Source organism: Dyadobacter subterraneus (genome assembly GCF_015221875.1).
GTDB classification, from domain to species: Bacteria; Bacteroidota; Bacteroidia; order Cytophagales; family Spirosomataceae; genus Dyadobacter; species Dyadobacter subterraneus.
Window position 1 is genome coordinate 1,923,356 of sequence record NZ_JACYGY010000001.1, and the last position, 25,547, is coordinate 1,948,902.

Consider the following 25,547-nt stretch of genomic DNA (forward strand, 5'->3'; position numbering starts at 1 on the left):
TCTGGTAATTACCGTACGAGCAATTTTTTCGCCGGAAGTTTTTCTTCTGAATCAAGTTGGAAAAAATAAACGGCTGTTGACAGAATGGAAATATCAAAACTGGCTTCATTTTGGTGCTTCATAGCTTGTTTTCCGATTATTTTTCCGGTTGCATTAATCAAATTTAAAGATCCTGAAACTGCTTGTTTGAAGCGAATTGTAACTTTTTCGTTTTTGCTGGCCGGATTAGGGTACACGGAAATAAGATCATTTTCCTCTTTTGAAACGCCAAGAACAACGGGAGCTAATACTTCGGCATAGCCGTAATCTACTGATTCTGATGATTGTCCCACTGATTTCAAGCGGTAAGTAATTTTGCCGGTTTCTGCACTTAAATCGTCCTGATAATTTTTAGCCGCTGCTTGCAGATCAGCAACTGTTTTGAAATCAGTTTCGGAAGAAGATTTTCTTTGCAGAATATAACTTTTTGCATCAGCCACCGCCGACCAGGAAAGCGTAGCCTTTGCCATTTCATCAATTGAAGCTGCCAGGACGGGAGTTTGAAGTGCGTTGGAAATATTTACATTATAAAAGGTAAGCGCACGCATGCCTAATTTATTTTTGATGTAAGGACCAGTATATGGATAGAATGGACCGCCGTCTACAACAAATGGTGGTAAATAATCGATTGTCGTAGCCGTTTGTGAGCCGTTTAATTCAAGAATTATTCTATTATTATCTGCCTTGCCGGAAAGAACATTTCCTGCTGAATTATTCAGATAGAAGAAATCTTTCATGTCTAAAAGTACGCCAGCTTTTGGGCTGTATTTTTCAGGATAAACCAGTTGCTGTCCTTCGTCAAAAGTTAAGATTAACTGTTTCTTTTCTGCTGAGGCATAAAACGCTTTTTTTAGCGCTGGTGAGTTAATATTAACCGTGTCTTTCAATCCGTAAAAATCTTTGGCTATCAGTCTTGACAATTCCAGACCACTCTGTCTGTTTCCTTCTCTTCCATAATGCAGACCATCAAATTCCTGGGTTCCGACGGTGGAAAGAACACGGACATCAGGATATATTTCTGGCAGTTTCCGCTGGTAATCCCGGATCTGTGCACCGGTTGTGGATTGATAGTAAATCACATCTATCTGAAAAACATAAAGCTTCGCCAGGTTAGGTAAATCAAGTTTGAGATTGTTGTATAATTTTTTAAAATTACCCGGCCAGTCCACACCTTCATGATATGCTTCGGTTTCGCCCTGTCTGAAAATAAAAGTTTTGGCAGCTTCAGTCAAACCGCCTTTCTGAATCCGGTATAACATGCGTCCATATCCATTTGTCAAATCTGCCGGATTACTTTCCGTCCGTTGTGCATGCATAGCAGCAGACGACCAGTGAAATCCTCCATTGATCAGACAGTTTGGTATACCTGAGGTTTGGGAAAGTTGTTTTTGAATTTCAAAACCCATGGTTCCAACTCCATTATAATAAGCCTGCTGGTTGGACAAAGCCCAAAGTGTATCAGCCGGATTGTAAGTTTCGGTATTAAGCGTTCCGGTGATTTTTCCAAATGTGCGACAATATTGGTTTGTATCGGCCTCGGTGAAAAAACCAGTGGAATTGGATTGTCCAGTAAGAATATAAACGTCTCCGCTGACAACATTTGCCCTGGCCACTATAAGAACAGAATCCTTCGCCTGGCAGGCATATACTTTAAAGCTGTATTCAGCAAGTTCGGCACGGATTTTTGCCTGCATTGCAAAAGATCCGGTTTTGTTACTGTTGTAGCTGATCGGAGCTTTTAAATAATTGATTAATTTGTCATCCCTAAAAACCTGGACCGACATATAATTGAAGCCGGTCGTTTCAATCATTCCGGATATCGGCACAATCGATTCGCTGTTTTCATTACGGGGATAAAGCTGATAATCCTGTGGCAATTGGTTAAATACAACAGAATAAAATCTTTGGGCATTTGCCGGGTTTACGGTTGAAATGGTAAGAAAAATTGATATCAGTAAGGTTAAGAAAAATGGAAAAGTTCTCGATAACAAGTTGAGGTAAAAATTAATATTCACAGACTGTTATTTTAAAAAATGAATAAGTTGAAACTTTATATGATTCTGGTGGGATGCAGACCTGCGGGCCGTTTTACGGAGCAACATGATATTTTCTTTGGAATCGGGGAATCACTTAAAAAAATGATACCACATATTATTCAGTTCTGGCCTGAGGCAAAAGGTAAACTGCATCTGGATGCTTTCCGGGAAGTGAATCAAGTGGACGGTTATTCAATAAATGTTGTTGAGCGCGTGGATTCCAGAATTGAAAGTGAGGACAATTCTAAATTATTTTTCATCAATCTGGGTGGGTATAAAAAAGGAGAGTTTGATGAATTTCATTATAAAATGCTTACCGTGGCTGGAAACCAGAGTGAAGCCATTGCTCGCTCCAAGGAAACTGCTTTTTATAAACATACCGGATTCAAAGGCGCCCGATCGCATGTGGATGACAAATATGGAATCGATGTGGATGATATTTTTCAGGTTCAGGAGATATTAGGTCCGGCTTTTAGAGAAAAATATTATTTGACTATCTCAAAAGAGGAAGGTACGGAGGATGAGGTTCATCTTGGTTTTTTTCCTTTTCAAAAAATAGAAAAAGAATTTTAGAGGATATAAAACAAAAGACCCTGAAAGCAACCGGCTTCCAAGGTCTTGTTTATATCAAAAAATGAATCTCTTACAGAGAAGCTAATTTCGTATGCAGAACAGAACCATTTCTAACTTCTTCACTTGCTTTCTTCACTAACTGATCTTTTATTTTAAGGTCGCCACTGAAAATTTCAATGGTGCTGTCCATTTCTCTTCCCTTTTTTACATCAACCCACAAAGCTTTGTTATCTACAACTTTTACAACAAAAACTCTCTCCATTGAATTAACAAGGGCAGTTTTTGGAATAACAAAAGAAGGAACATCAGAAGAAAGTGGAATTTCTACCTCGGCAACCATGCCAGGAAACAATTTTTTGTCGTCATTGAAAACATCCATTTCAATTCTTTCTGAACGTAATCTGCTGTCAAGTGCACCGGCCAAACGTTTTACTTTGGCTTTGAATTTCTGATTTGGATATGCCTTCACAGAAAAACTGATCTCAGTCTGATTGGTAACATAACCAACATAAGCTTCCGGAATTGAAACGACCAGACGCATTTTTCTTTGTTCCTGCAAGGTGAATATGGGAAATTCAGATCCTTTTCCCGCAGGGCCAACATAAGCGCCGGGACTGACATTTTTTGCGGTGATAATACCGCCGAATGGTGCTCTGATTTCAAGATAGTTTTTACTTGCACCAATTTCTTTCTGACTTGCTTTTGCGGATTGAAGCTGCGCATAATCCGCATCCATCCGCGCCAATGCCTGGTCCAGATCGTTTTGAGAAATTGTTCCCGGCGTTTTGCTGGTTTCGACAAGACGTGAATAATTTGCCTTGCTCGCAATGTATGCGGCTTCCTGCGCTTTCACTCTGGATTCGGCTCCTGCGAGTCTTGAATTTAATTCGGGCGCTTCCATAGATACAAGCAATTGCCCCTCTTTAACTTCTGAACCTACATCAGCATATATTTTTTTTACGAAACTGGTTTCTCTTGCATAAAGATCGACATTCCTGAAAGAGATCAGTTCTCCGGGTGTGTGGAAGGCCGTTGACAGATCTTCTTTTTCAAGCGGAAAAGTTTCCGTTGCAGCGGGAGCAGCAGCAGCTTTTTCAGCCTTTTCGGTTTTTTCTTTTTCTTCTGCATTGGAACTGCATCCGATCACAGAAGCAATCAGCATACTGAATATCAGTCCGCTAATGATAGAGTATTTATTGGTTGGTTGCATCAGGTTATATTTTAGAATTAATGAGCAGGTACATAAAATTTACTTTCCTTATCTTCCGGATCAAGAGAAACCGAAGCAGTTGATGTTTTTTCCTGTACCCAGGCAAAAACCAGCGGTAAAATAATAAGTGCAGCCGCCGTTGAAGCAATAAGGCCTCCGATCACTGCTCTTGCCAGAGGAGATGCCTGATCTCCGCCTTCTCCAAGTCCCGCGGCCATCGGAATCATACCTACGATCATCGCGACACTGGTCATCAAAATCGGTCGCAGACGAAGTTCGACGGCTTCTTTTGCTGAAAGCAATGCGTTACCATTATGTTTTCTGAGCTGCTCGGCATTGGTTACCAAAAGTACAGCATTGGAAATTGATACCCCGACCGACATAATGATACCCATATAAGACTGCAAATTTAATGTAGATCCCGTAATTGTCAACATCGCAAGTGCTCCTAGTAACACAGCAGGAACCGTTGTAAGTACCACCAGTGAAACTTTAAACGACTGAAAATTGGCAGCCAGCATTAAGAAAATCACCACAATAGCAACACCTAATCCCGATTGCAGACTGTCAAGCGTTTCAGTAAGAACAGTACTCAGACCAATTGGTTCAATTGTAAGACCACGAGGCAGTTCTCCCAAAGAAGCAATGGCTTCTTTAACCGCTTTTGAAGCCGTTCCGAGATCTGTTTTATGCAAATTCGCTGTAACGGACATAATAGGCATCGCTCCTAAATTGTCGTTTTCTCCATAGGTTGTATCCAGTTTTATCGTTGCCACATCACTTAATACCGGACGAGTGGAATTTTTCAAAACAGGAATTTCTCCAATACTGTTCACGCTGTTCATCAGGTTTTCAGGAACCTGAACCTGAACGGCATAACTAAGACCGATTTTTTCGTCAAGCCAAACGTTTTTCTCTGTGTAACGTGACGATGAGGTTGATGCGGTTAATGAACGGGAAACATCCGACATGTCAACGCCAAGCTGCGCCGCACGCGTTCTGTCCACATCAATATTTACAGCAGGATAATGAAGCGGCTGAGCAATTTGGACGTCACGAAGGAAATTAATCTGTTGCAGTTTTGCGACAATTTTGTTCGCATACTCTTCATTTAATTTTTTATTTTTTCCCATAATCCTGACTTCTACCGGTGTTGGGGAACCCTGACTCAGAATCTTGTCCGTCAGTTCAATAGGTTCGAAAGAAACCTTTACATCCGGTAAGTTTTGCTTCATTTTGCTTCTCACACTTTCTTTTAAGTCGTCAAGCTGTACTTTATAATCTTCTTTTAAACTTACCTGAAGAATTGCATCGTGAGGTCCGCTGGTAAACAGATAAATAGGATTTGTTGAAAACTGGGCCGGGTGCATTCCGACAAAGGCCGATGTGATCGCAATATTTTCTTTTCCTACAATAGATTCCAGAACGCCGATTGTTTTAAGCAGTTTTTCTTCTGTCCGCTCTATCCGCGTTCCGTCAGGTACACGTATGTGCAGCTGAAACTGGCGACCGTTGACCTTTGGCAAAACATCGCGACCGATGTTAACGAGCAGTAATCCGGCGGCACCGGTAATGACCACAACATAGGCAAGTACAACGAGTTTTTTACTTGGAAATAATTTTTCAAGCATCCGGACAAAGCCATTTCTGAATTTTTCAAATCCGCTTACTTTTCCATCATTATTGAAATCTTCACGTTCTACCAATTGTTTTTTCTCATCCCAGGTATCGATTTCACTACCTGTAATGCTGGAATCTGCCGCTGGCTTGTGGATCTTGTGCAAATGATCTTTCATCAGCCAGTTGGCCATAACCGGAACAAATGTCTGTGAAAGAAGAAATGATACAAGCATTGAAAATCCAATCGCAAGAGCCAGCGGAAGGAATAAGGCTCCCGGGATACCTGTCATTGTAAACGCCGGGGCAAAAACGGCCAGGATACAAAGCAGGATAAGGAGTTTAGGAAAAGCAATTTCTTTACAGGCATCCCAGATTGCGAGCGCCTTGGGCTTGCCGAGATCGAGATGCTGGTGAATATTTTCAATCGTTACCGTCGACTCATCCACCAAAATACCAATCGCAAGCGAAAGTCCGCTTAGCGTCATGATATTGATGGTTTGTCCGAACAATTTCAAAAATAATACCCCAGCTATAATGGAAGTAGGAATGGTCATGATCACGATCAAGGCGCCACGGGGGTCACCAAGGAATATCAGTACCATGATCCCTGTCAAAATCGCACCGATCGCACCCTCGGTAATTAAACTTTCAACAGCATTAATTACATAAGCTGACTGGTCAAATTCATAGGATATTTTTACATCTTCCGGCAAAATACTTTGGAAACGAGGAATTGCCTTTTTCAGATTCTGTACCACTTCCCAGGTCGAAGCATCCGCTGATTTTGTGATCGGCAGATAAACAGATCTTTTTCCGTTAATCAATGCATAACCGGCTGTAAGGTCAGCTCCGTCTTCCACAGTGGCAACATCTTTTAAATATAAATTCTGTATTGTTCCTTTAAACAAAGGAATGTCTCCAAAATCCTTAACATTTTTGATAGAAGTATTGGCGGGTGTCAGGTAGTTTTTATCCCCGATACGCACATTTCCAGCAGGTGTTGCCTGATTATTTACCCGGATCGCTTCTACAAGCTGGTCGGGTGTAAGATTATGTGATCGTAATAACTGTGGATCAGCTTTAATTAATATCGTGCGAAGGTTACCTCCAAAAGGCGGCGGAGAAATAAGTCCGGGTATTGAGGTAAAAGATGAACGGATATAAACCTGGGCGAGATCAAGAAGTTCGTTGTTTGACCGTGTTGCACTGCTGAAAACAAGCTGGCCTACGGGTAATGTTGAAGCATCAAATCTGATAATAAACGGAGGTTGAGATCCGGGTGGGAAAGAAGATTGCATCCTGTTGGCAAACGCACTTAATTCCCCGGCTGCCTGCGCCATGTTAGTCCCTTCGTAAAAGCTCAGTTTCATCAGGGTAAGCCCTTGAATATTTTTTGTTTCAACAGCTTTTAAACCATTAACAAAAAGAAATATATTAACGTAAGGCTTCCCGAAATAGGCCTCCATCTGGTTTGGTGTAAAACCACCATATGGGTGAGAGATATAAATCACGGGCAAATCCATGGCCGGAAAAATATCCACTTTGATGGTACGCACCGCGTTAATACCAAAAAAGAACATCCCGGCAACAAGTACTAGAATCGAGATGGGTTTGCGAAGTGCATTTCTTATTAAATTCATAATAATTGGGTAGGAATTATGCGGCAGGAGTCATTTGTGAAAATGATATCACCTGATCATAACAATCTAAAAACTGCTGGTAAATAAACTAAAATCTCCTGCGGCGGCGGCCTTTAACAAAAGCGCCTGCCAAACATTGCTAAATGCAATATCCCGGTCAGTTTCCGCTCGGTTCAAAACATACAAGGCTTGGGTAAGATCAACTATATTACTTAGCCCGTTTTTGTACAGCGTGCTTTTCTGGATGAATGCGTCAGAAGCAGATTTAATCTGGACCGGTGCCTCCTGATAATTATCGAGTGCGTTTTTTATCTTATTGTTCGATAAAAGGAGCTGGTTTTTAATTTGCTGGTCCACAAGATCATACTCATTTTGCATGGCATTGGAAACAAATTTCTGCGCTAAAACCTGATGACGGATACGAAGGACGCTGGTCATATTCCAGACGATACCCAAGCCAAAAAGATAATTCGATCTTACAGGTTTTACGCCATCATAAAAATTCTGTGTGTAGGAATGCTGATCGCTCGCATAGTTGGAATTAAATCCGGAACCCCTTGTCTGAAAAACACCAAATGCCGAAAATGTCGGGTAGGCGAGTGTCTGATAATATTTCGCCTGTTGGTTGCTAAGCGCTATACGATTAGAATAATATTTTAGAAGCGGGTGATCTGGACTGGAATTATTAATTGAGTCACTGAAAGAAATAGGGATTTTAGTGATAAAAACAGTATCCAATGTGAAATTTTGTTCCTCAACACCCATCAAAACTGCCAATCGGTTTGCTTGTTCCTGTTCAAAATCTCTTGCACGCGTAATTGCTATTTTTGCACTAGAAACTTCCGCGTTCGCAAGTGAAGAATCGACCCCTGCAATTAATCCGTTTTTGGCTCTTGTTACAACCACGTTTTTAAGTGCACTTGCACGCACCAGGTTATTCTGCCATGATTTGGTCAGTCGTTGTGCAGCGAGTAAATTCAGGTAAGCAGCCGCAACACGGACCTCGTGCTGAAATAATTCCTGATCGAGATCACTCTGATCACGAACAACGGTAGACTTCGCCACATTTATTTTTTCTCTTGCACGCCCGAAAGCAAAAAAGTCCCAGTTGACGTTTGTAAGGTACATGGCACCAAAAGCTGAATTCCAGTTCTGGCTGCCAAGCGGCAAACCGGATGAGGCCACACCAAGTCCTCCCAAACCATATAAAGGACCATTCTGGCCATTTACAGTACCATAATCCTGCTGAAGGGAAAGGTTGAGATTAGGCAGGTAATCTTTTTGACTTTGACTTACCGAAGCCTTCGAAGCATTAATATAATTTGCCTTTGCTTTCAACGTACCATAATTACTTTTGGCCGTTGCAATAGCATCAGGAAGTGTGAGTGTTTGTGCTTTTGTTTTTATCCCGGAAAAAAGAAAACTCAGAATGACAAGCACGAATAGACTTTTATTTTTTATCAAATTGGGCAAATAGCAAGAAGACCGGAAGATTATTGAAGTCTGATAGGGACTTAGGGCGAAATTCAATTTCATTTTAACCATTTTCTAAACTTGTATTCTAAGGTTACAAAAGTACTATAAGGCAAAGCACTTATTACTATGTATTTCAAATAATAAACTGTAAAATTCAAACATTCACTTTCTAAATGAATTTGGTGTTATTCCGGTTTGCTTCTTGAAAAGATTGTTGAAATACTCAGGATATTCGAATCCAAGACAATAAGCAATTTCGGAGATACTCCAATTGGAATTTTTTAATAATAATTTAGATTCCTGTATTAATCTTTCTGTGATGTGTTCTGTTGTAGTCTTACCGGTTACTTCTTTCAACGCCCTGTTCAGGTGATTGATATGAACTGATAACCGTTGTGCATAGTCTTTTGCTGTGCGGAGCTGTAATTTATGCTCAGGAGAATCAATTGGAAATTGCCTGTCCATCAGCTCAACAAAGTAAGAAGTGATACGGCTCGACCCATTTATATGACTGTCACTTATTTGAGAAGCTTGCATTTTTACGGCTTCGTGAATGATCAGGTTTACATAGTTTCTGATAAGCTCGTACTTGTAAACATAGCTGGATTCGACCTCAGCGCACATTTTTTGGTATAAATCCAAAAGATATTTTTCCTGCTGTTCTGTTATGAAAAATACGGGAATTGTATCAATTTTAGAAATGGGCGAATCCATAAAACTTTTTGTGCGACTCATTCCGTTCAGAAACTCGTCGTTGAAGAGACAAAAATAACCAGATTGGTTCTCCGAAATATTTTCCCAGGAGTAAGGAACATTCCTGTTGAAAAAGACAAGAGCGTTCTGGTTTATCTCAATTTTTGTATCTCCATAAAGCAATTTTCCCTTTCCAATAATAAGGGAAATTTTGTAGTAATCTCTGCGGCTGTATGCATTATAACGATTGCAAAATTTCCGTGAAAATACATTGAAGTGTCCTTGTGTTTGTTGTGCGTTATTAGAATCCGCCAGAATGGGTTTGGCAGCAGGATGTGATTTGTAAAAATCGTCGATTGATTCACTGATTATCATGCCATAAAGCTATGAAATTCAAATAACAGCAGCAAAGATTAGCGAATATTGACGGTTTTTTTAATATTAAATTAATTTTTTTTGGCGTGCTTAAGTTACAAAATTCCAAAACCCATTTTTTATAAAAACTTTAAAAAACAGCACTGGCAAGGCTCAAACACGTATTTAAACAAAAAAACCGGATATAAATCCGGTTTAAATAATGATCAGGAATCAATAATTTCAAAATGCCGTAAACAGTCGGGATCAATCAAAGATAAATCGTGACAGATCGGATGAGATACAAAATTAATACATCTGGCCAGCTCGCTGATACGAATATCATCTTTTGGCTTCCATGCATATGTTTTACCGGTTTGAGCGGACTTACCGGGCGTAAATTCCTCAAAGTTTGATCGTGGATTATTTCTATGCTCTCTCATAACATAAAGTTAAGGATGAGTTATTTAGGTGATCAAACTTACATAATCGTTATATTAATGTCAAGCAATATTTAGTTAATCTTCTACAATGTATATAGAAGATTTAGCACAACCTTTTAATTTAAGAATTTCAAGCAGTAAGACGTTGAGTTAAATCGGTCAGGAAAGAAGTCAGGGCGAATATGGTACTGCAATTTTTGTCTTGATTCAGAACTTTGCAGTAAATATGCACCTGAGTAATTTAAACGGAAAGAGGAGATTAAAAATTGGTTACTTGTCTGGGCGATTCATTTAAAAGCAGAATTTGAATTACCTGAAATTACATTCCTGCATAAATAGAACGTTTATCCATTAAAGGTACTGATGCTTTTTGAATAGATTGAACCTGCTGTTGTTTTACAGATTTTTCTGCCACCGTAACGTTCGGAGTTTTTGACAATGGCTGCGTCCAGCAGATGTAAAAACCCAGCATCAAAACAAGCACAACCGAGGATAATCCAAGGGACCACAGCAGTGCATCCAGGCAACGTTTTGAAAATGATAAAATACTGTTCATGTTTTTATGATGGTTAGTTTGTCAGAAAATGGGTGTTACCAGGCCCATTGCGTTTCTGTTCGCAGCATATTTACGAAAACCGTGCCCGATTGGATTTAATGAAAGGTTTTTTAAAAAATTTAGATCAGTTTTCGTCCTTTCCATTCATATTCTGGTTTTTGTACAATTAAACCAAAAAAACATACATAGAATGGGTAGAAGATTTGAGTAAACGGTATGAAGAAAATGGACACAGATTTTCTCAAAAAATGTAGAACTGTACCCAAAAATAACCATTCCGGGGCACATTTGATCAACAGCAAAATTCCAAAGTTTTGAGCAGTTATATTTTTCGTCAGGCATAATGCCAATGCGACAATCATGGAAAGATTACATGCAAAAATATAAAGTGCAAGAAAAAGTGGCGTCTTGTTCTGATAATGTTTCCATTTACTGGCCCAGCGTTTTCTTTGTTTGAAAAAAAGAGACCATTCGGAGTGTGCTTTTGTAGAAACAACGGCCTCCGGATTTTTTAAAAATTTGACTCCTCCCGGATATTTTGCTGCGATTTTGTGCATTAAAAATTCATCGTCACCGGAAGCTATATGTCTCACACCATCATATCCGTCAACAGCAAAAAATGCACTTTTTTCATAGGCCAGATTTGCCCCGTTGCAAAGAGAAGGAAATCCTGCCGCAATAGCACTGGCTCCGCTTCCGATCAGACTTGAAAATTCCACAGTTTGCAAATAATCTGTGAAAGAAGATTCCTTAAAAAAAGTCACTGGTCCGCTGATTAGTTTTGCTTTTGATGACATCTGGCAATCGGAAATTGCCTGGAGCCATCCGGGTTGTACGCGACAGTCGCCGTCGGTTGTTACAATAATATTTCCTTTTGATTCGGTTATAGCTGTTTCAATTGCGCGTTTTTTAGGAGAACTGGTTGGTGTATCTGTTAGTGAAATCAAAGAAATATTACATGCTGAATGTAAACTAAGTCTTTTTACAATGACGGAAGTCTGATCCGTTGATCCGTCGTCTACAACCAATACTTCAAAACGCTCGTATGGAAAACTTTGCTTTTCAAGATCGTTAAGCAGGTTTTCAATATTGTCCTGCTCGTTACGGACGGGAATGATGACAGATAAGAAATTAGAAGTATTGCTTTGTTTTTTGTTTTCAGAAGGGAGGAATTTCCAGAGTACATATAATAGGATTGTAAAAAATCCATAGCTCGAAATCAAAATCCATAAAAGGGGCACCATCCACGAAGCGATGTATTGCTCAAACATTTTTATTTTTGTTAAAAAGCGGGGAAAATGAAAATTTCAAAGCTCATTTCAGGCCTTTCCATTTATACTTCCATATTAAGAAAATTCCAACGAGTATCGGGCCAAGAACGTTGATTATCCATACCAGAAATGTGGCGGCAATGATTTGCTCGGCGGGTAAATTGTATTGTTTAAAAACGAATAGCGCTGTGAATTCTCTCAAACCGAGATCGCCCAAAACATTGACCGCAGGAATAAGTGTTTTGGCAAGAAAAATGAGCGCAGCGCAGGCTGAAAGATTTGCATAACTCAGTCCAAAATCGAAAAGCGATAAAACCAGAACAAATTGAGACAGAAAAACCAGATAACGCAGCGTACCAAACACAGTGGCCACAGCAAGATCCGTAGCACTATATCTTCCTATTATTTCAAAATAAGACAAAAGCTTTTTTAGAAATACTCTTTCAGTTTTCCATTCCGACAACTTTCTTCGTCTCGAAACGATCAGCACCGCCAGTATAATTAATACAATAAGTAAGGTATTGAGAACTGATTTTGCAAGAGGGGAAAGTCCGAGTTTTTCGCCAACCCAGAGAAGGCCGGTTCCACCGCCGATGATAGAAACGTAGAATTGAATACCGTTGGAAACCAGCGCAGCACCGATTGCTTTCAACCTGTCGTGGGAGCGGAGGGAAGCTACTCTTCCTATGGTATCGCCGAGTTGGGCAGGTGCTGCAACGCCAATGGCGAGTCCGGTCAAAGTGCCCCGAAACGCTTCCCAGAAATTGACTGGAACTGCTTTTCTTGCCAATCGCTGCCATTTCAAACTTTCCAATGCCCAGTTTACGGGTACCAGAATTAATATAAGGCAGATAATTAAAATATGATTTTCGGCAAAAATGGTTTTATACACCAGTCCAATATCCTGAATCCCTTTTTGTTCATTTTCGAAAGTGTGATAAATGTAGCTGACGATCAATAAGGTCACTACAAGTTTGACCACCCAAAAAAGCTTTCGCCAGGTTGTTTTTTCTTTTGGAGAAGAGAGTTGCTTATCTTGCACCATGATAAAAATGCAGCAGGCCGACGCTACCGAAAAGGTGATTATTGGAGTTGATCCCGGAACACAGGTAATGGGTTATGGGGTGATATCGGTAAAAGGACAACAGATTACGTTGGTTCAGTATGGTGTGATTCATCTCAGCAAATATACTACCCATGAATTGAAGTTGAAGAAAATCTTTGAACGTATCTCTCAATTGATCGACGATTACCTGCCCGATGAGATGGCCATTGAAGATCCTTTTTATGGAAAAAACCCTCAATCCATGCTGAAACTGGGTAGGGCACAAGGTGTTGCAATGGCCGCTGCCTTGGCAAGAGATATTCCAATTGTTGAATATTCTCCTAAAAAAGTAAAGCAGTCTGTGACAGGGAGCGGAGCGGCTTCAAAAGAACAGGTTGCCTACATGCTGGAAAAAATCCTGAAAATGGAACTTAGCAAGGAATTTATGGATGCAACAGATGGCATAGCGATTGCCATTTGTCATCATTATCATGCAAATACTCCGGCTGCGGCCGCTTCGTCTGCTGGCAGCAAAAAATCGAAAAAAGGAGGATGGGGCGCTTTTGTCAGTGAAAATCCTAACCGGGTTAAATAATAGCAAATATTATAAAAGATATTTGTAAATTTAGTCAACCCGCATCAAACGATAGGCTATGCTGATTAATGAGGCGGTTTCTAAGACAAAACCCTCCTCATGCATAGTAATAAGAGAATTTACCCGTTTGTTGATTTTATACGTTTTTTTTCGATGGCAGGAATTGTATGGGCCCATACAGATGTTTTTCCTGGAAATATTGCTTTTACTTCTCTTTTTTTTAGGCCAGAATATTTGGCGGTTTACATTGGTTTCAAACAGATCTTTAAGTTCTCTGTCATATCATTTTTTATGATTTCAGGGATCTTATTGGCTGACCAATTAAAGGTCGTGAAGCCGATTACATTTCTTATCCGGAGGCTTCAGGTGATTATTATACCTTACCTGATCTCCTTTTCAATCTATCTAATCTTTTTGTCAATTTATGGAGATGTGGCAAAGTTGATGAAGCATTCTAACATAAGTTCTTTTAAAATTGCTGTTTATATACTTTTTTACTCGCCATACTGGTATATACCCGTCTATTTGATCGCTCTTATTGTCATACTTGTATTTCACAAATTTGTGAACAAAATCTGGTTTGGTTCCTTACTTCTGTTAATCACGATTTTTTATACATTTTCACCGAGTAGTCAGACAAAGGATCATACTACTGCCTTTTTTGCCTTTGCGTTTTATGTCTGGCTTGGTATATTAATCAATGAGAAAAAACTGATTGATAAAATAAAAAAATGGCGGATAGATGTCCTAATTGGTCTAATTGTTGCTGCCTTTGTCTTGGCTTCTAAACAATCCTACGCATTGTTAATTAACCACAATACCTTCTACTTTAATAATCTGCGTTTTTTTAATCAGATTTATGGTGTCTTAGTTTTTTGCCTTCTGATACGGATTTGTCCGGAAAAGCCATCTTTTTTTATCCTTAAACCCAGGCAGGAAACATATGGTATTTATTTGTATCACATATTTTTTGTCATGTTTTTGGTGCGTCCTATAATTGAATGGATGAATTATAAAGGTTGGTACCCGATTGACAGTTTCTGGCTGGTACTATTAATTTTCATAATTCAGTTCATACTGTGCTACATTTTGACCACGGCATTTATAAAAATTTTACATTTTTATCGAATTCCCGTATTAGGAATAAAAGCCGAAACTTCCACAACTAAATCTTCCAGATCGATTAATAGCCGATCTCTCAATTGAGCCTAAGCAGATACTTGTATACATTATTGTTGAGATGTGAATTAAAAGGTAAACTGGCACAGAAATTTGAGGAGCCGGGTAAACCCAGTTAAATTTCATATCCTAGTTGATTTATACTTTAATATAATTTTAATGGTACTTATCCTATGAATGCTTGAATAAATCAAACGTTTGTTTAGATAAATCAAACAAACGTTTGATTTATAATTTTTCTCATATTACATTTGTACATCATTCAGCACAGAATTGAAATTTAATCACTAATATGCTGAGGATCAGATGAAATGGAATACAACGCAAAACAATTACAGATTATTCAGGTAGCGGAGAGGCTTTTTGCGGGTAAAGGCTTTTCAGGGACGTCGATCCGCGATATCGCGCATGAAGCTGATATCAATGTTTCGATGATTTCATATTATTTCGGTTCAAAGGAGAAGTTGATCGAGGCGCTTTTTGAAGTACGGTTTGTAGAATCGGCAGAAAGAATGGAAAACATTGTTTCTAACGAGGATCTTTCGCCGCTTCAAAAAATTTATATTTTGATTGACGGAGTTATCGATCGCCTGTTGGGAAACCAGTGCTTTCATAATATTATGTTGCGCGAGCAGCTTTCAGGTGAAGAACGTACGCAGGTGATATCGGATCTGATATATCAATTAAAACTTAAAAACTGGGAGGGAATCAACAGTATTCTTCGTGAAGGTCAGATTAAAGGACATTTTAGAGAAGGTATAGATGTTTCCTTACTTTCAGCAACACTTTACGGAACTGTTAACCACGTACTTACCACACAATCTTTTTATCGAAAAATAAATAATCTTGAATCGTTAGGGCAGGAAGAATTTGACAAAACCCTGAAAAAACAATTGAGCAAACACTTAAAAAGTATCTTTAAAGCAACAGTAGCATATGAGACCATCGAGTAGTAGAAGAATGGCTTTTGTGGCAGTCGGTTTAATTCTGATCGCTTCCGCCTCCCATTCCTTCGGGCAGACAATCCGGAATATTACCCTGGAAGAAGCCGTAGAGCTTAGTCTGAAAAATAGTAAACAATTGAAATTAAGTCAGTCTAATGTTGATTTGGCCGGACTTAATATCCGCCAGATTAAAGACAACCAGTTGCCAAGTTTTAGTGTTTCGGCTTCTTATTTGAGATTAAATACACCGAATATTAATTTGAAATCGTCGTCAAGCGATACAAGCAGTACAGGAATGAGTTCACTGCATGTTAACTCCGTAGCTTATGGAATGGCTAGTGCTTCGGTACCTCTTTTTTCAGGTTTTCGATATAAATATAGCCTTGAATCTGCAAAATATTTGCAGGAAGCATCAAGACTGGATGCAGAAACGGATCGTCAGGCCGTGATCCAGAACGCAATTATGGCTTATAGTAATTTGTATAAAGCAAAGAGATCGGTTGATCTTGTTGCGGAAAACCTGGTTCGTGAACATGAACGTGTGACGGAATTCACAAACCGAGAAAAAAACGGAATTATCGCCCGTAACGATTTATTGAAAGCGACGTTGCAGGAATCTAACGTTCAATTAACATTAATGGATGCTGAAAATGATTTGAAAATCACAACCATTAACATGAACCTGATTTTAGGCTTGCCGGAAGATACCCCGATCGCGGCAGATTCAGCAAGTTTTGAAGTACTGAAAGATGCGGGAAATGCAATGGACTGGGAACAAACCGCAATCACACACAGAAAAGATATGGCCGCCATCGCAGTTCGTCAGAAAGCTGCAGGCTCAGATATTCACGTTGCAAAATCTGATCTTTATCCAAGCGTAGCCCTTACTGGTGGTTATGTTGCGCTAAGTATTCCGGGTTTTGTTACGGTTCCAAATGCATTTAATGCAGGAATCGGGGTTAGCTACAATCTGGCTTCGCTTTGGAAAACGGGTTCGAAAATTGAGGAAGCCAAAACAAGACTTTACCAGCTAAAAACCAATGAAGAAATTTTACTTGACCGTGTGCATCTGGACATTAACACTGCCTATTACAATTATGTGTTAAGTAAAAAGAAAATTGAGGTTTACGAAAAAGCGGTAGAGCAGGCGACTGAAAATTACCGGATCACAAAAAATAAATATGACAACAGCCTGGTAACTACCACTGAATTACTTGATGCCGATGTGGCGCAGGTTCAGTCTAAAATTAACTATGCTGCTGCAAAAGCTGATGCGATCGTGGCTTACAAAAAGCTTGAACAAACAGCCGGAGTTATTAACTAACCAAATTTTAACAGCGGCGGATCTTGCCAGCTCCTTCGCACTTTCTAACATTATATTATTCCAAAGATTATGGAGACCAATCAAACAGCAGGCGTTGCAAACGAACCAGCACCTAAAAAGAAAAGTTACACTTTCCCAATCATCCTGGCAGTTCTTGTTATTGTGGGAGGAACCTGGGGTTATACAAAATACAACCACGGATTGCACCATGAAGAAACTGATGATGCACAGGTTGATGCTGACATCAGCCCGGTAATCCCACGTATTTCAGGATATATTACAGAAATCAGAGTAAAAGATAACCAGCTGGTTCACAAAGGCGATACGCTTATTGTACTTGACAATCGTGATCAGCAAATTAAGCTTGAACAGGCAGAAGCTAATTTGTATGCTTCTCAGGGAAATTTAGTTGTAGCAAATGCTACAACAACGGCATCGGCAGCAACCGGAAGCACTTATGTTGCTAACGTTGAAGTTGCAGAAGCACAAATTGAGCAGGCAAAAGTAAGTGTATGGAGAGCGAACCAGGATTTTGCGAGATATGAAAATCTGATCAAAGATCACTCGATCACACAACAGGAATACGAACAGGCTTTGGCAACAAAACAAACGGCTGAACGTCAGTTGCAGGTTTTAATTTCTCAGAAAAACGCAGCACAACGTCAGGCAAAAGCAGCAACTTCTCAAACAGCTGCCACTTCACGCCAGACAGGTGTTGTTAATGCAAATATTAAGGCACGTCAGGCTGATATTGACAATGCAAAACTAAATTTGTCATACACAATTATCACTGCACCAACAGACGGACACGTTTCAAAAGTGAACGCGCAATTGGGACAATATTTACAGGCCGGACAATCTCTTTTCAGTATCATCGCAAGTTCTCAGCCATGGGTTGTGGCAAACTTTAAAGAAACTCAGCTTACAAAAATGAAACTTGGTCAGAACGTTAAAGTGCATATTGACGCATATCCTGACCACGTTTTTGAAGCAAAAGTAGCATCGTTCTCTCCTGCAACAGGAGCACGTTTTGCACTATTGCCTCCTGATAACGCAAGTGGTAACTTTGTAAAAGTTGTTCAGCGTCTGCCGATTCGTATAGAATTTAAAGAAAGCAGAGATGAATTTATTCAACGTCTGCGCCCTGGAATGAATGTGTTTGTAGATGTTGAGCTGGATTAAGATGCAGGAATTAAATGGTGAGTTTGCCCGGCAAACTCACCTGATTATCTTCTCATCAATAAAATAATTAGCATATGGAATTACAACCATCCCTGGTAGAGTACGGCTTTCGACGGGTAATCATTACAATCACAGCCGTAATGTGTGCGCTTCTGGAAATTGTCGATACGACGATTGTGAACGTGGCCTTGAATGATATGCGGGGGAATTTGGGTGGAACTCTTTCTGAAGTGAGCTGGGTAATTACAGCTTATGCCATTGGTAACGTAATCATAGTACCAATGACAAGCTGGCTTTCACAACAATTTGGCCGTCGGAATTATTTCGCCGCTTCGATCATCATTTTTACAGTAGCATCTTTTTGCTGCGGCAATTCGGATAATATCTGGGAACTTGTATTTTTCCGTTTAATCCAGGGTTTTGGTGGTGGTGCATTACTTGTTACTGCCCAAACTTTAATTACGGAAAGTTATCCTCCCGAAAAACGCGGAATGGCGCAGGCTATCTATGGTTTAGGTGTTATTGTTGGTCCTACGTTAGGTCCTCCGCTGGGTGGATACATTGTAGATAATTACAGCTGGCCTTACATTTTTTACATCAATATCCCATTAGGGATTATCGCTGCACTTTTAACATTGCAGTTTATCCGCAGCCCAAAATATTCAGAGAAAAAATCAGCCAATGAAATTGACTGGTGGGGAATTGGTCTGTTGGCACTTGCAGTTGGATCTTTACAATACGTTTTGGAAAAAGGTCAGGAAGATGACTGGTTTAATGACGAGATCATTGTAATCTGTTCAATCCTTGCAGTGCTCGGCTTCTTCTTTTTTATCTGGCGTGAGCTTAGTTACAAAAATCCGATTGTGGCGTTAAGAGTACTAAAAAATAGTAATCTTATGGTCGGGACCGTTCTATCATTTGTATTAGGGTTTGGTCTTTACGGTTCAACATTTATCATTCCGCTTTACACACAGGCAACACTGGGCTGGACAGCGACACAGTCGGGTATGTTGATGGTCCCCGCCGCGCTTGTGACAGCATTTTGTATGCCCATTGTCGGGCAACTTATCCAGCGCGGTGTTAAGCAGCAATATCTGGTAGCAGGCGGAATGGTCGTGTTTTTTATATATAGTTTCTGGGGTTACAATATACTTACTCCTGACACCAGTAAAGATGCATTTTTCTGGATGCTGATCGTCAGGGGAGCAGGTTTGGGATTCCTTTTTGTACCTATTTCAACTTTGGCTTTGTCAACTTTGAAAGGTCGGGAAATTGGAGAAGGTGCTGCATTTACAGGTATGATGCGTCAGCTTGGGGGATCGTTCGGTGTGGCGGTAATTACTACTTACATAGCCAGGCAAAATATGCAGCACCGCAGCGATCTTGTAAGTCGTCTGGATATCAATAATCCAGCTGTGCAGCAACGTGTTGAAGGTTTACAGAGAAACTTTATGGGCAAAGGAATGTCCCCTGACGTAGCTTTGAAAAGTGGATATCAAATGCTAGAATACAGTGTTTACAAGCAAGCCACAGTGCTGTCTTATATGGACGTATTTCTTTTCCTGGGATGTCTGTTTTTATTCTGTGTCCCGTTCGTTTTAATAACAAGACCAGGAAAAACGAAGATAGATCCCTCATCAGTACATTAAAAAGAAGTGTTTGTTAAATTTGGTATAGTAGTAGTTTCAAAGAAGCTTTCCCATTATAGGGAAGCTTCTTTTTTTTTAAAATCATTGAATTTTTTATCATACTATCCCTCCCTTGCTTCTTTTGTAAACTAATTCCTGATTTGTATGTAAGTTTATGATAATCATTTTTTCCTCAATTGAATCCTGATCGATCCATGTTACCAACTTTGGGAATTGATAATATAATTCAGGTTCCGGCCGCCACAGAAGGTTTTAGAATTATGCATCATCAGCCCATCAATATGCCGTTGATAAGGGAAGCGCATAAACATGATTTTTTCATGCTTTTGATTGTTGAAAAGGGCAGCGGAACACACACCATTGATTTTGAAAATTATGAGGTTAGTGATTATACTATTTTCTTTCTTGCGCCCGGACAAGCGCATCACTGGGATCTTTCACCAGAAACTACCGGATACCAAATTCTTTTCCCGGCTGATTTTCTTAAAAATTATAAAATTGAAAACCCGTTTTTTAAAACAAAATCAATTCCATTTCTGCCTGTCAATCAGGAATATTATGATCAGCTAACCTCCGAAATCAGGCAAATGGAAAAGGAGTTGAAAATTTCTTTACCTTATACGGATGCTATTATTCAAAACAGACTTCTTATCATTTTGTCTCTTTTAAGGCGCTGGTATGATGAAAGTTATCAGGATTCTTATGTCGTGAAACCGAACAGATTGCTTCAAAATTTTGCATCACTTCTGGATGAAAATTATCAACAGCATAACGAAGTTGCATTTTACGCTAACAAACTTCACGTCACAGCAAATTATCTGAATACAGTTTGTAAAAAAGAGTCGGGACAAACGGCTGGTGAACATATCCGGGACAGGATTTTGCTGGAAATCAAGCGTATGCTGATCCTGACAAATGTTGATATCAAGGAAATCGCTTTTGGACTGGGTTTTAATGATACTTCCTACTTTGGACGGTTTTTTAAAAAATTCACAGGACAAACGCCGTTGTCTTTCCGGAGAAATCAGTAATCTGTACTATGAAAGTGCTAACCTGTGCCATAACACTAATTTTGGTACAAGTAATTTTGTGACTTAACAATTCATTCCTGACTTTTTACTGATAATTTAAATTCACTCCGATAGTTTATTATGAAAAAGATATGCATTTGCCTCCTCATCAATCTGATTGCATTTTCATCATTTTCCCAAAAAATAAAAGCGGATCTGATCATTTCTGATGTCAATATTATTGATGTAAAAACCGGAAAAATTATTCCTCATCAATATATTACTGTTGATAAAGATGTCATTACCGGCGTTTATAATCAAAAAACTGCCGCAAATGTTACGGCTGAAAGGAGTGTTTCTGGTCAGGGAAAATATGCCATTCCGGGACTTTGGGATATGCATATGCACTTTGGCGGCGGCGAAGCTTTGATCCAGGAAAACAAAAACCTGCTACCATTATTTCTGGCTCATGGCATCACGACGGTTCGTGATGCTTCCGCGGATATCAGCAATAGTGTTTTGCAATGGCGTGAAGAAATCAAAGCGGGAACACTTTCTGGTCCAACGATTTTCACATCAGGCCCGAAGCTTGAAGGTTACAAATCTGTCTGGCTGGGAGATATTGAAATTGACACGGCCGAAGAAATTCCGAAAGCGCTGGATTCACTGGATGGTTTAAAAGTTGATTTTGTAAAAATCACCGACAATACGATGAAACCGGAATTGTTTTTGGAAGCAGTTCGTCAGGCAAGAAAAAGAGGATACAAAGTTTCAGGACATATTCCATCGTCCCTTACGATGCAGGACGTTATGGCAGCCGGATTGAGCTCTATCGAGCATATGTCTTACGTATTGCGGGCAGGTACAAAGAATGAAAAGGAAATTGCTGTATTATCGTCCACAGGAAAACTGAAAGGCAGAGAACTTAGCGAAAGAATCATGGCTGGTTTTGATGAAAAAACGGCCATGAAAGTATATCAGGAAATGGCAAAAAACGATATTTATGTTACACCAACACTTTCACTTCCGCACCTTTTAGCCAGATTTGATGAAGATAATCACCAGAACGACGCTTACCTGCAATACATCGGAAAAGGCCTTCAAAAAACATATCAAATGCGAATTGATCGTGTAATCAAAGATGATGACGAAGCCATAAAGTTCAGAAAAGCGATGAACGTAAAATCCGAATCTCCGATTCCTTTGCTCCAAAAAGCTGGTGTAAAAATCATGGCAGGAACTGATGCAGGTTATTTGAATTCATTCACTTACCCGGGAATCGGCCTTCATAAGGAACTTGAACTGATGGTTGCAGCAGGTTTAACACCGCTTCAGGCTTTGCAGGCGTCTGTCATTAATCCGGCACTTTTCTTAAACAAAAGTCAGTATGGAAGTTTGACAAAAGGTAAAAAAGCGGATATTCTTTTATTAGATGAAAACCCGCTTTTAAACATTTCTTCAACTCAAAAAATTTACACCGTTGTAGTAAAAGGTCAGCCAATGACTCAATCAGATGTCAAAGCAACTTTGGAAGATGTAAAAAAGAAAACAGCTGCCGGTCTTTAAAAGAAATATTATAGATTTTTAAGTTCAGTTAAGCCAGCTTCTGCTTCGAGTGAAAGTTGTCTTAATTGTTCTTTTAAATCCACCGGACGTATATTATTTTTCAAATCTCCTTCAATTTTTTTGAATTTATCCGCCGTAGAAAGTAGGCCGACGGAAAATAGTGAAGATCTGAATTTGTGTATTACCTGACGTAATTTTTCATTATCACCAGATTCCTCTGCCTTGACAATTAATTCTGATTGTGACCCCAAATCACTTTCGAAAAGAGAGATAAGTTCATCTCTCAGCTCGGCATCACCTCCGGTAATTTCATTCAGATAAGTCATGTTCAATATTCCCGAATCCTGGGAATTTTCACCATTAAGATTGGCTGGATTCATTTCTTTGTAGTTTAGGTTTTGTTTGCCGGTCAGATTTGAAATAGCATGTAACAATTCGTTTTCCCGGAAAGGTTTTGAAATATAACTGTTTGCGCCTATGCTCAGGCATTCTTCCTTTTCTCCAACCATGGCATGAGCCGTCATTGTAATAATCGGCACGGTTTGAGAAATATCGCTTCTTATTTTTCTGATCGCGGTATAACCATCCATAATCGGCATTTGAATATCCATCAACACGAGGTCATAATCTCTTCTTTCGAGTTCATGAATTGCCTCCTGGCCGTTATGTACAATTGTCAATGGTATCGACATGCGTTCAAAAATTGCTTCCAGTAATTTTTGGTTTAGAAGATTATCCTCAGCCGCTAGAACCCGTATATCACCGATTGGAGTAATAACCGACGAAGAATCATCAGTGACTTCCATTTCTGTCAGATCTGTTACAACTTCAAAGGGAAATTCAAGAATAAATGTCGTTCCTTTTCCAAGAACACTTTCAACCCGTATTGTCCCTCCAAGTAAATGAACGAGCGATTTTACAATACTCAGCCCAAGCCCGGTGCCACCAAATAATCGTGTTGTACTTTCTGATGCCTGGACGAAACGTTCAAAAATCTGGTTTATTTTATCTTCCGGAATCCCAATTCCACTATCAATGATTGAAAACCGAATGGTTTGCGTATCGTCTTTCAATTCTGAAATCGGATCAACAATTAATTTCACGGATCCTTTTTCTGTAAATTTTATCGCATTTCCACAAACATTAAGTAAGATTTGAGTCAACCGTAGTTTGTCTGAAACGATCATATGAGGCAATCCCGGCGAAAGAATTTTTTCATACCCAATTCCTTTTTCGCTGGCCCGCTGGCTTATAATGACAGAAACTGAATCAGCCAGTTCTAGTATCGAAGTATTGGTTTTGTCCAAAATTACTTGTCCAGCTTCGATCTTGGAGAAATCAAGAATATCGTTGATCAGGTCCAGAAGATTTTTACTGGCGATTTTTATGTAACTGACGTAATCACCACTTTTTAGATCCTTCACCTGCTCTTCCAGCAGATTGGTAAAACCTACAATGGCATTGAGAGGCGTGCGTATTTCGTGACTGACGTTTGAAAGGAAAATATCTTTTACCCGAACGGATTTTTCAGCGATAGAACGTGCTTTTTCCAACGCCGTTTCATAATTGGCGCGTTGCGTAATGTCCCTGAAAACAGTAATGGCATTTGTAATTTCTCCATCCAGACCGAGGATTGGCCGGGCACTGGTTTCAAGGTGATACAGCGTATTATCTTTGAGAAGATCAATTTTATTCCCCGTAGATTTTACACCATCCAGCGCCTCACTGACGGGCAATGTATCGGATGTAAACCGGATATTATACCGCGAAGGGTCAAGGAGCATGATTTCATTCATCTGCTCTGTCAGCGGTTTGTCTTTGTTCAGACCCAGAATCTCCTTTCCCGACTGGTTTAAAAGTACAATTTCTTTATTAGTATCCAGTACCAAGACACCGTCTGGAATTGCTTCAATGTATTGATACAATAACCGCTCTTTTTGTCTGATTTCAAGTTGCAGCTGACGTTGTTTTTTCTGGTTCCATATCAAAGAAACGATTGAGAGAACGGTAAGGAAAAAGCCGAAGATGCTGGTTCCCATAATAAAAAGAGTGGTCTTCTTCTGGGTTTTCTGAATGAGCATTCTTTGTGTCTCCAGGTGCCTGTTCTCCGCTTGTTCAATAGATTCAATTTTATTCATCAGGATTTGATTTAAATTTAATCCTTCTCCTTTTTGAATCATATCAAAAGCTTTTTGTGTGCCTTCTTTGCGGTAAACCGTCATTACCGCATGTGTATGCTCAACAATTTTACCGGAAATGTCTAATAATTCTTTAACCCTTTCAGTCTGGATTTTATCATTTTTTACCAAATTGAAAAGCGTGTCACTCATGCCCAAAAGTTTAACCTTTTTGGCATAAGTATCATCCAGTAGCTTTTCATTTCCCGTGATTACGAACTCGTGCATATTCGATTGAATATCTTTAGTCGATAATCCGAAATTTGCAGTTTGATTTAGTATGCCAATGGTAACATTTACTCCCTGGTTGTGCAGCGACAAATCCTGTACATTTTTATATGCAAAATATTGGGATGCGAAGATCAAGATCAAGCCGATGAAGATACTAACGTAAGACCACCGAAGAGCTTTGTCTTTTATTGATGACTGCATGTGAAGAAAATAATTTCCGTTGAGCTTTACCAAATGTAATATTGTTACCGGGAAAGTAAAAATATTTTGGACTTGGGCAAAGTTAAATCCTGTTGGTTCGGAAATTAATTAAAAGCCGGAAGAGAATTAGCCGTCTTAGTTGGCATAACGATTGGGAGCTATTCATTTTTTCCAGTAGTCCACGATGGTTTTAATCATTTGCTGTAATTCATCAAAACCCGAAGGTTTCTAGAAAATTCGTTATACAGGTAATGGATAAGCATCCACAATCAACTTTTTGTAGTATCTATATGAAAGAAAGGAATGCATGTAATATAAAGACCATCATTGGTGTTTATATTAGGTCTTAGCTAAAAACCATTAATCGAGGCACTTTAAAGTCAGAAGCAATCAAAACCTGAATAACTTCTTTACTGTTAAAGAAATTTAAAGGAGCTACACAGTTATCAAAATGAAAGATTTCATTTTGATAAATATTCTTGGCAAAATACTATTGCAAATAAATGCTAATAAGCTATATCGTATTCTGTAAC

The 25,547-nt window shown here is 39.4% G+C and carries 18 protein-coding genes; 9 read left to right on the forward strand and 9 right to left on the reverse strand.

Features of this window, described 5'->3' with window-relative positions:
* Nucleotides 1–8: 8 nt before the first annotated feature.
* Nucleotides 9–2,054, reverse strand: coding sequence for a T9SS type A sorting domain-containing protein (locus IEE83_RS07910; protein WP_194120065.1), 2,046 nt, complete (start codon nucleotides 2,052–2,054; stop codon nucleotides 9–11).
* An 18-nt stretch (nucleotides 2,055–2,072) separates the two neighbouring features.
* On the opposite strand from IEE83_RS07910, the gene IEE83_RS07915 reads away from it, so the two are divergent.
* Nucleotides 2,073–2,648 carry a DUF1543 domain-containing protein gene (locus IEE83_RS07915; protein WP_194120066.1) on the forward strand — a complete coding sequence of 192 codons (576 nt, stop codon included), beginning with the start codon at nucleotides 2,073–2,075 and terminating at the stop codon, nucleotides 2,646–2,648.
* Nucleotides 2,649–2,718: 70 nt separating this feature from the next.
* Here the strand turns inward: IEE83_RS07915 and IEE83_RS07920 are convergent, their stop codons facing one another.
* From IEE83_RS07920 to IEE83_RS07950, 7 genes are all read right to left on the reverse strand, one after another.
* A complete protein-coding gene (locus tag IEE83_RS07920; RefSeq protein ID WP_194120067.1) occupies nucleotides 2,719–3,858 on the reverse strand; it encodes an efflux RND transporter periplasmic adaptor subunit in 1,140 nt (379 codons plus the stop codon).
* A gap of 17 nt (nucleotides 3,859–3,875) precedes the next feature.
* Entirely contained in the window at nucleotides 3,876–7,118 is a 3,243-nt protein-coding gene (locus IEE83_RS07925; protein WP_194120068.1) for an efflux RND transporter permease subunit, read from the reverse strand.
* A 66-nt stretch (nucleotides 7,119–7,184) separates the two neighbouring features.
* Nucleotides 7,185–8,558: a TolC family protein gene (locus IEE83_RS07930; RefSeq protein ID WP_310588483.1), complete on the reverse strand. Its 1,374-nt coding sequence runs from the start codon at nucleotides 8,556–8,558 to the stop codon at nucleotides 7,185–7,187.
* Between the two features lie 198 nt (nucleotides 8,559–8,756).
* Nucleotides 8,757–9,662 carry a helix-turn-helix domain-containing protein gene (locus tag IEE83_RS07935; RefSeq protein WP_194120070.1) on the reverse strand — a complete coding sequence of 302 codons (906 nt, stop codon included), beginning with the start codon at nucleotides 9,660–9,662 and terminating at the stop codon, nucleotides 8,757–8,759.
* A 741-nt stretch (nucleotides 9,663–10,403) separates the two neighbouring features.
* Nucleotides 10,404–10,640: a hypothetical protein gene (locus IEE83_RS07940; RefSeq protein WP_194120071.1), complete on the reverse strand. Its 237-nt coding sequence runs from the start codon at nucleotides 10,638–10,640 to the stop codon at nucleotides 10,404–10,406.
* Between the two features lie 119 nt (nucleotides 10,641–10,759).
* Nucleotides 10,760–11,911 (reverse strand): glycosyltransferase family 2 protein, encoded by a 1,152-nt coding sequence (locus IEE83_RS07945; RefSeq protein WP_194120072.1) that lies wholly within the window; start codon nucleotides 11,909–11,911, stop codon nucleotides 10,760–10,762.
* A 43-nt stretch (nucleotides 11,912–11,954) separates the two neighbouring features.
* The gene (locus IEE83_RS07950) at nucleotides 11,955–12,956 is read right to left on the reverse strand and encodes a lysylphosphatidylglycerol synthase transmembrane domain-containing protein (protein WP_194120073.1); all 1,002 of its coding nucleotides are present in this window, start codon (nucleotides 12,954–12,956) and stop codon (nucleotides 11,955–11,957) included.
* A 7-nt stretch (nucleotides 12,957–12,963) separates the two neighbouring features.
* Here IEE83_RS07950 and ruvC point away from each other — a divergent pair, with 7 nt between their 5' ends.
* The 8 genes from ruvC (at nucleotide 12,964) to IEE83_RS07990 (ending at nucleotide 22,405) form a co-directional block, all read left to right on the forward strand.
* Complete coding sequence (gene ruvC / locus IEE83_RS07955; protein WP_194120074.1) at nucleotides 12,964–13,551, forward strand: crossover junction endodeoxyribonuclease RuvC; 588 nt, start codon at nucleotides 12,964–12,966, stop codon at nucleotides 13,549–13,551.
* A 99-nt stretch (nucleotides 13,552–13,650) separates the two neighbouring features.
* Complete coding sequence (locus IEE83_RS33535) at nucleotides 13,651–14,757, forward strand: acyltransferase family protein (RefSeq protein ID WP_194120075.1); 1,107 nt, start codon at nucleotides 13,651–13,653, stop codon at nucleotides 14,755–14,757.
* A gap of 284 nt (nucleotides 14,758–15,041) precedes the next feature.
* Entirely contained in the window at nucleotides 15,042–15,683 is a 642-nt protein-coding gene (locus IEE83_RS07965; RefSeq protein WP_194120076.1) for a TetR/AcrR family transcriptional regulator, read from the forward strand.
* The gene (locus IEE83_RS07970) at nucleotides 15,667–16,998 is read left to right on the forward strand and encodes a TolC family protein (RefSeq protein WP_228101720.1); all 1,332 of its coding nucleotides are present in this window, start codon (nucleotides 15,667–15,669) and stop codon (nucleotides 16,996–16,998) included. Before IEE83_RS07965 ends, IEE83_RS07970 begins: the two co-directional genes overlap by 17 nt.
* A 69-nt stretch (nucleotides 16,999–17,067) precedes the next feature.
* Nucleotides 17,068–18,180, forward strand: a complete 1,113-nt coding sequence (locus IEE83_RS07975; protein ID WP_194120077.1) for an HlyD family secretion protein — start codon at nucleotides 17,068–17,070, stop codon at nucleotides 18,178–18,180.
* Nucleotides 18,181–18,254: 74 nt separating this feature from the next.
* Nucleotides 18,255–19,829 carry a DHA2 family efflux MFS transporter permease subunit gene (locus IEE83_RS07980; protein WP_194120078.1) on the forward strand — a complete coding sequence of 525 codons (1,575 nt, stop codon included), beginning with the start codon at nucleotides 18,255–18,257 and terminating at the stop codon, nucleotides 19,827–19,829.
* 194 nt (nucleotides 19,830–20,023) lie between these two features.
* On the forward strand, nucleotides 20,024–20,860 hold the full coding sequence (locus tag IEE83_RS07985; RefSeq protein WP_194120079.1) for a helix-turn-helix transcriptional regulator: 837 nt from the start codon (nucleotides 20,024–20,026) through the stop codon (nucleotides 20,858–20,860).
* Between the two features lie 120 nt (nucleotides 20,861–20,980).
* Nucleotides 20,981–22,405: an amidohydrolase family protein gene (locus tag IEE83_RS07990; RefSeq protein ID WP_194120080.1), complete on the forward strand. Its 1,425-nt coding sequence runs from the start codon at nucleotides 20,981–20,983 to the stop codon at nucleotides 22,403–22,405.
* A gap of 8 nt (nucleotides 22,406–22,413) precedes the next feature.
* On the opposite strand, the gene IEE83_RS07995 is transcribed toward IEE83_RS07990, so the two are convergent.
* Entirely contained in the window at nucleotides 22,414–25,014 is a 2,601-nt protein-coding gene (locus IEE83_RS07995) for a hybrid sensor histidine kinase/response regulator (protein WP_194120081.1), read from the reverse strand.
* Between the last annotated feature and the right edge of the window lie 533 nt (nucleotides 25,015–25,547).